At 46.8% G+C, this 6340-nt stretch carries 1 protein-coding gene; it reads left to right on the top strand.

Features of this window, described 5'->3' with window-relative positions; genetic code table 11:
- Positions 1 to 77 precede the first annotated feature (77 nt).
- Positions 78 to 6340 (top strand): non-ribosomal peptide synthetase (locus tag P364_RS0131300; protein WP_024633945.1); only part of this gene is annotated, 6263 nt, incomplete at its 3' end.

Here is a 6340-nt window from a genome sequence, read left to right as displayed (position 1 = left end):
TAGATGCGGTGTAGAGGTGCAGTTTCTCCCGGAATTCCACGTCTTAGGCGTCATACTGAAAGGAATGGTGAATTCCTATGAACATAGCGGAGTTTATGAATCATTTACAGAAGAAGAACGTGAAATTGTACCATCAAGACGGGAAAATCAAAATGATCGGACCACGTGATGAAATCAATGCTGATCTTAAATCACAAATTAAAGAACACAAACAGGCACTTATTCAGTTTCTGATCCATCAGGAAGAAGTATGGAATGCGCCTATTCCAAAGGCCCAAGAGTCGCCCAACGAGATGTACTCCCTGTCCAGAGCTCAGAAAAGAATGTATATTCTGCATCAAATGGACGATCAGGGAATTGCTTATAACATTCCAATGGCGGTAAAGCTGACGGGTCCTCTCGAACTGGATTTACTTGAGGAAGCGATTGGGCGTGTGATCGAGAGGCATGAAGCGCTTCGAACGTCATTTGTCGATGATCAGGGAGAGCCTGCTCAGAAGATTCACCCTCAAATTCGGTTTAAGCTTGATTTCAGCGAACGGAATGAATCAGATATTTTGGTCAAGATCAAACAATTTATTCGACCTTTTGATCTGACGCAGGCTCCGCTGCTGCGCGCTGAACTGGTCCGCTTGGATCAAGACCAGCATGTGCTGCTCATGGATATGCATCATATTGTATCCGATGGGATGTCCTTTGCGTTGTTTCTGAATGAACTGGCTGAACTGTACAGTGGAAAAGCGTTGACACCTGCTGCCATCCAGTACAAGGACTATGTGGCATGGGAGAAAGCCAAAGAACGTTCAGGCGCTCAGCAAAAGCAGGAAAAATATTGGCTGGATACGCTGAGTGGGGAACTGCCACAACTTCAAATGCCTCTGGATTATCCGCGTCCGCCAGAGCAGGATGTTGCCGGTCAACGAATGGTTACCGAATTGGATCAGGAACTGACGAGAAATTTGCAGCGTCTTGCTGATGAGCATGACGTAACGATGTACATGCTGCTTCTATCAGCCTATACCGTCCTTTTATCCAAATACACTGGACAGAAGGATATTATCGTGGGTACGCCGATCGCAGGCAGATCGCATGATCACCTCAAATCAGTAATCGGTTTGTTCACCAATACGATAGCAACACGACATAAGATTGAGCCAGATCAGACATTCGACGCGTTTTTGAATCAGGTGAGAAGGCATACCTTATCCGCATATGAGAATCAGGATTATCCTTTTGATGAATTGATCGAAAAGCTGAATGTACCTATAGATCGAAGCAGACACACGCTGTTTGATACGATGTTTGATTTGCAGCATGCCGAGGATTATGTGTTCCAACTGGGTCAGCTTCAAGCGGAAATGTGTGAATTCGATCTCCCGGTCTCCAAATTTGATCTCAGTATCAGCGTAATTCATTACGGCAGTCACATGAAACTGGATCTGCAATATGCCTCCAAATTGTTTGCCCAAAATAGCATGGAACGTTTTTTAAGCCACTTGGTGAATGTGTTGAATGAGATTGTGTTAAACGCGGGGCAAAAGGTAAGTCAGCTTCGCATGTTGTCCAGGCAGGAAGAAGAACAGGTGTTGTATCAGTTTAACAACAAGCGGGTGGATTCGTACCAGGGCACATTAAATGATTGGTTTGAAGAACGCGCTGCACATGCACCTGAACGGATTGCAGTAGTCCACGGCAAAAGATCCATGTCTTATGAGCAGCTTAATGAACGAGTAAACAAGCTGGCACGCCTGCTGCGAATGAAAGGGGTAAAGCCTAATTCAATTGTAGGTGTTATGGTGGAGCGATCCTTGGATATGATTGTTGGGATACTTGCAGTTCTTAAAGCGGGTGCTGCATACTTGCCCATTGATCCTGAACTGCCTGATGACCGGATATTATTTATGCTCAGGGACAGCGAGGCCGTGTTGCTCTTGAATGGATGTCCTTTGAGAGGCAAAATCCACATCACATCCGAACTGGCGATGGAAGACCCGGAGATTGAACGTATGGAATCAAGCAATCCAGAACGAGTTAATCACCAGGGAGATTTGGCCTATGTGATCTATACTTCCGGTTCAACAGGTACACCTAAAGGGGTCATGACCACTCACGGAAATATATTGAACTATATCTCTGCTTTTTTGGACAGAGTACCGCTAACAGAGGAAGATGCGGTTCTTCAGGTGGTGTCCTTTTCGTTCGACGCGTTCACTGAGGAAGTATTTTCGTTGCTGGCTGTATCCGGGCGCATTGTCCTGAGCGACAAGTTAAACGAAACGAATGTGGATGACCTGGTTATGCAGATTGAAAAAGAGAACATCACTGTCTTAAGCTGTTCCCCGCTTCTTCTAAACGAGTTGGACAAAAACAGGCATTTGCGTCCGCATGCCAACATGAAATTTATTAGTGGCGGAGACGTCCTTAAATATGAATATGTCCGAAATATGGTCCGTTCGGCTCAGGTGTACAATTCATATGGACCTACCGAAGCAACGGTATGTGCTACATATTATCGTGTGATGCCACAGGACCAGGGAAGAGTATCCATTCCCATAGGTAGTCCTCTTGGAAATGTTGACGTGTTTATACTTGATGAATATCAACAGCCCGTTCCGATTGGTGTAGCAGGGGAGTTATATATCGGAGGGGCAGGGGTTGCCAAGGGATATCTCCATCTTGCCGAGCTTACGCAATCCCGTTTTATCGATCATCTGCTCGTATCGGGGAACAAAATGTATCGCACCGGAGATATGGGGAGATGGCTTCCGGATGGCAATATCGAGTTTCTTGGAAGAAATGATGAACAGATTAAAATCAGAGGATATCGCGTTGAAATTCGGGAAGTCGAGCATCATTTGGCAGCTCATCCTGATGTAAGCGATGCTGTGGTTACAGCTCAAAAGGACCCACAGGGTCAGCTCTGCCTTTGTGCATATATTGTCTGGAATTCGCCAGATCATGGACATGGCTTCGATGAACTGAAAACACATGCGAGAGAGCGATTGCCGGCTTACATGATTCCTTCATGGTTTATGAGTCTGGAGAAAATTCCGCGCACACTCAATGGCAAAGCAGACCTTAATGTTTTGCCCAAACCCAATATGGAAAGCACGGCTCATACGACGTATGCGGCCCCAAGCAATGAGCTGGAATGTATACTGGCATCCATCTGGGAAGAGGTATTGGATCTTCGGCCGATTGGGGTAGATCATCATTTTTTTGAACTGGGTGGTCAGTCTTTGAGGGCATTTGCCATGATGTCAGCCATTCAGAGAAAGCTGGATATTCGGATTACACTCAAGGATATTTTTAACATGCCTACAATCAGGGAGCTGGCTGCATGGCTTCGAACTGTGGAGACACAGCACACCTTCCAAATCCAGAAGGCAAACCATAAGCCGCATTATCCATTGTCCGCAGCACAGCGAAGACTTTACATTCTGGATCGGGTGCAGCAAACAGGTTTGATGTATAACATGCCTCTTATTATCCGTTTGTCAAAAGAAGCTGAACAGCAGCGCATGGAGCAGACATTGCTTGAAATCATTCGTAGACATGAAGGGCTGAGAACTTCTTTTACGGAAATGGATGACGGGCCTGTTCAGCGTATTCATACCCAAGTAAACTTCAATCTTCTTGTGGGGAACGGCTTGGAACAGGATCTGGATTCGTTCCTACATTCGTTTATCCAACCCTTTGATCTGGAGAAGGCCCCTTTGTTCAGAGCTGCATTATGGCGAACGGAAATCTCCCAATATCTGTGTCTGGATATGCATCATTTGATTTCAGACGCGGTGTCCATGGATATCCTGATCCAGGAAATAGGGCAAATCTATGAACATAAACGATTGGCACCATTAACCCTACAATATAAAGATTATGCTGAATGGTCTCTGGCCCCGGAACAACAGGAACAAAGGCAAGAGCACCAGCAATACTGGACAGATGTGCTTAAAGGTGAATTGCCCGTGTTAAATTTGCCACTCGATTTCTCCCGACCTGCGATTCAGAGTCATGAAGGGAACCGGCTTCAATTTGCAGTTGATTCGCAACTGACACAAAGGCTTCGTTTGCTGGCTGCCGAAAACGGTGTAACGCTGTTTGTTTTGCTGTTAACCGCATATACGATACTTCTTGCCCGGTACACTTCCCAGGATGACATCATTATAGGTACTACGGTGGCAGGACGAGAGCATCCGGAATTGGAAGATATGGTGGGTATGTTTGTCAATACGCTTGCATTACGCTTTTATCCCGAACCCGATATGACGGTGCAGCAGTTGCTTCATCATATTAAGGATACTACGCTTGACGGCTTTGCCCATCAGGACTATCCGTTTGATGAACTGGTCAGCCAACTTGAAGTGAAGAGGGATGCAAGCCGGAGCCCGCTGTTTGATACCCTGTTCACCCTTCAGGCTGAACAGACAACCGTAATGGACGCTAATGGTTTGCTGGCTGAATATTATCCGTTCAGTCATCCCACAGCCAAGTTTGATCTAAGTTTAACTGCTTTGGAGACTGCGGATGGTATAGAGATGTTTTACGGATATGCCTCCAGGCTGTTCAAACAAGATACCATGGAGAGATTGGCCGGACATTATAACGAAATTTTGAAACAGATTGTAAACGATCACCAACGCACAATAGGTGAGATCAATCTGGTGACGGAAAAGGAAAGGCGGCTGCTGCTGTATCAGTTTAACAACAATGCTAGGGATTATGCTAATCGAAAACCCGTTCCGGAACAGATTGCAGATCATGGAATTCATTTTCCCAATAAAGTAGCTGTTGTATATGATGGGCAAAAACTGACCTATAGCGAGCTGAATGAACGGGCTGCGGATGTTGCGAAAGCTCTGCAGGAACTTGGAGTCCATAAGCAAATGCCTGTAGGCATTATGATGGATCGTTCCTTGGAAATGATGGTCGGTTTACTCGGTATTCTCAAAGCGGGTGGAGCATATATGCCTTTGGACCCGGCGTTTCCCGAGGATCGCATTCGCTACATGCTCGAAGATAGCGGTGCCAGTGTGGTTGTAACTCAAGAGCATTTGTTGTCCCAAGTGAAAAAATACAGTCATTCAATTAAAACTCTGGTGCTTGACAGTTCTTGCTCATCATTACAGAGCATTGAGGAGAAGGGCGGCCGCCAGGAGCGGAATGGCGTGTCACAAATAAAGCATGATGACCATGATTTGGCCTATATCATCTATACCTCAGGCTCAACCGGATTGCCCAAAGGTGTATTGATTGAGCATGGATCATTCGTCAATTTCTGTTATGGCTTCATTGAAGCTCAGCAGATCACGGAACGAGATCGTGCAGCTAATTATTTGCAAATTACATTTGATGGGTCTATTATCGATATTTTTCCTGCATTGGTGGTGGGGGCCGAGCTGCATATCATCCCGTCTCAGTTGCGTCTGGATATGTCACAGCTAAATGCATATATGAATGCACACTCCATTACATTGATCACGTTGCCGCCTAAGGTGTGTGAAGTTTTTATCCATCAACCCAATACCTCATTGCGTTTGCTGATCGCTGGAGGAGAACAGTTGAAACTTTCTTTTCTCCCTGACTATCCGCTGATCAATGCATATGGACCTACCGAAAACACGGTTGCTACCACCTACCAACGGGTAGAACAGGTTCAAGGCAATATTCCGATTGGCAAGCCGCTCCCCAACATATGGACGTATGTAATGAATAGTGATCATCAATTATGTCCGGTTGGTGTAGCAGGAGAATTATACATTGCCGGCAACAGTGTAGCCCGGGGCTACCTTAATAACCCAGAACTGACAGCCGAGAAATTTGTGGACAACCCGCATGAACCTGGCGGCAAAATGTACCGGACAGGTGATCTGGTGCGCTGGCTGCCTGATGGCAGTCTGCAATTTATGGGGCGTACCGATCAACAGGTGAAAATTCGTGGTTATCGGATTGAGCTTGGCGAAATCGAGCAGCAACTGCTAAAACATCCGGCCATCCGGGAAGCAGCGGTTCTGGCCCACCAGGACCCGCAGGGAAATGGAGCGTTATGCGTCTATGTTGTGGCCGAAGGCGAAACAGTGTGGACAGCCGCTACCGTTCGGGACTGGCTGGAAGCGGAATTGCCGGATTATATGATCCCGGCATATGTCGTGCAGCTGGAGCAGCTGCCGCTAACGTCCCATGGCAAGCTGGACCGCAAGGCATTGCCGGAGCCGGACCACCATCTGCCTGCCGGACCGGAGACGGAAGCACCGCGCAGCGAGGTGGAGCGCATACTGGTGGACGTTTGGCGTGATGTGCTGAACATGGAGGAGCTGGGCATCAATCACCAGTTCTTTGT

It is taken from the genome of Paenibacillus sp. MAEPY2, assembly GCF_000499205.1.
Lineage (GTDB): Bacteria > Bacillota > Bacilli > Paenibacillales > Paenibacillaceae > Paenibacillus > Paenibacillus vandeheii.
This window is presented reverse-complemented; position numbering and strand designations above follow the sequence as displayed.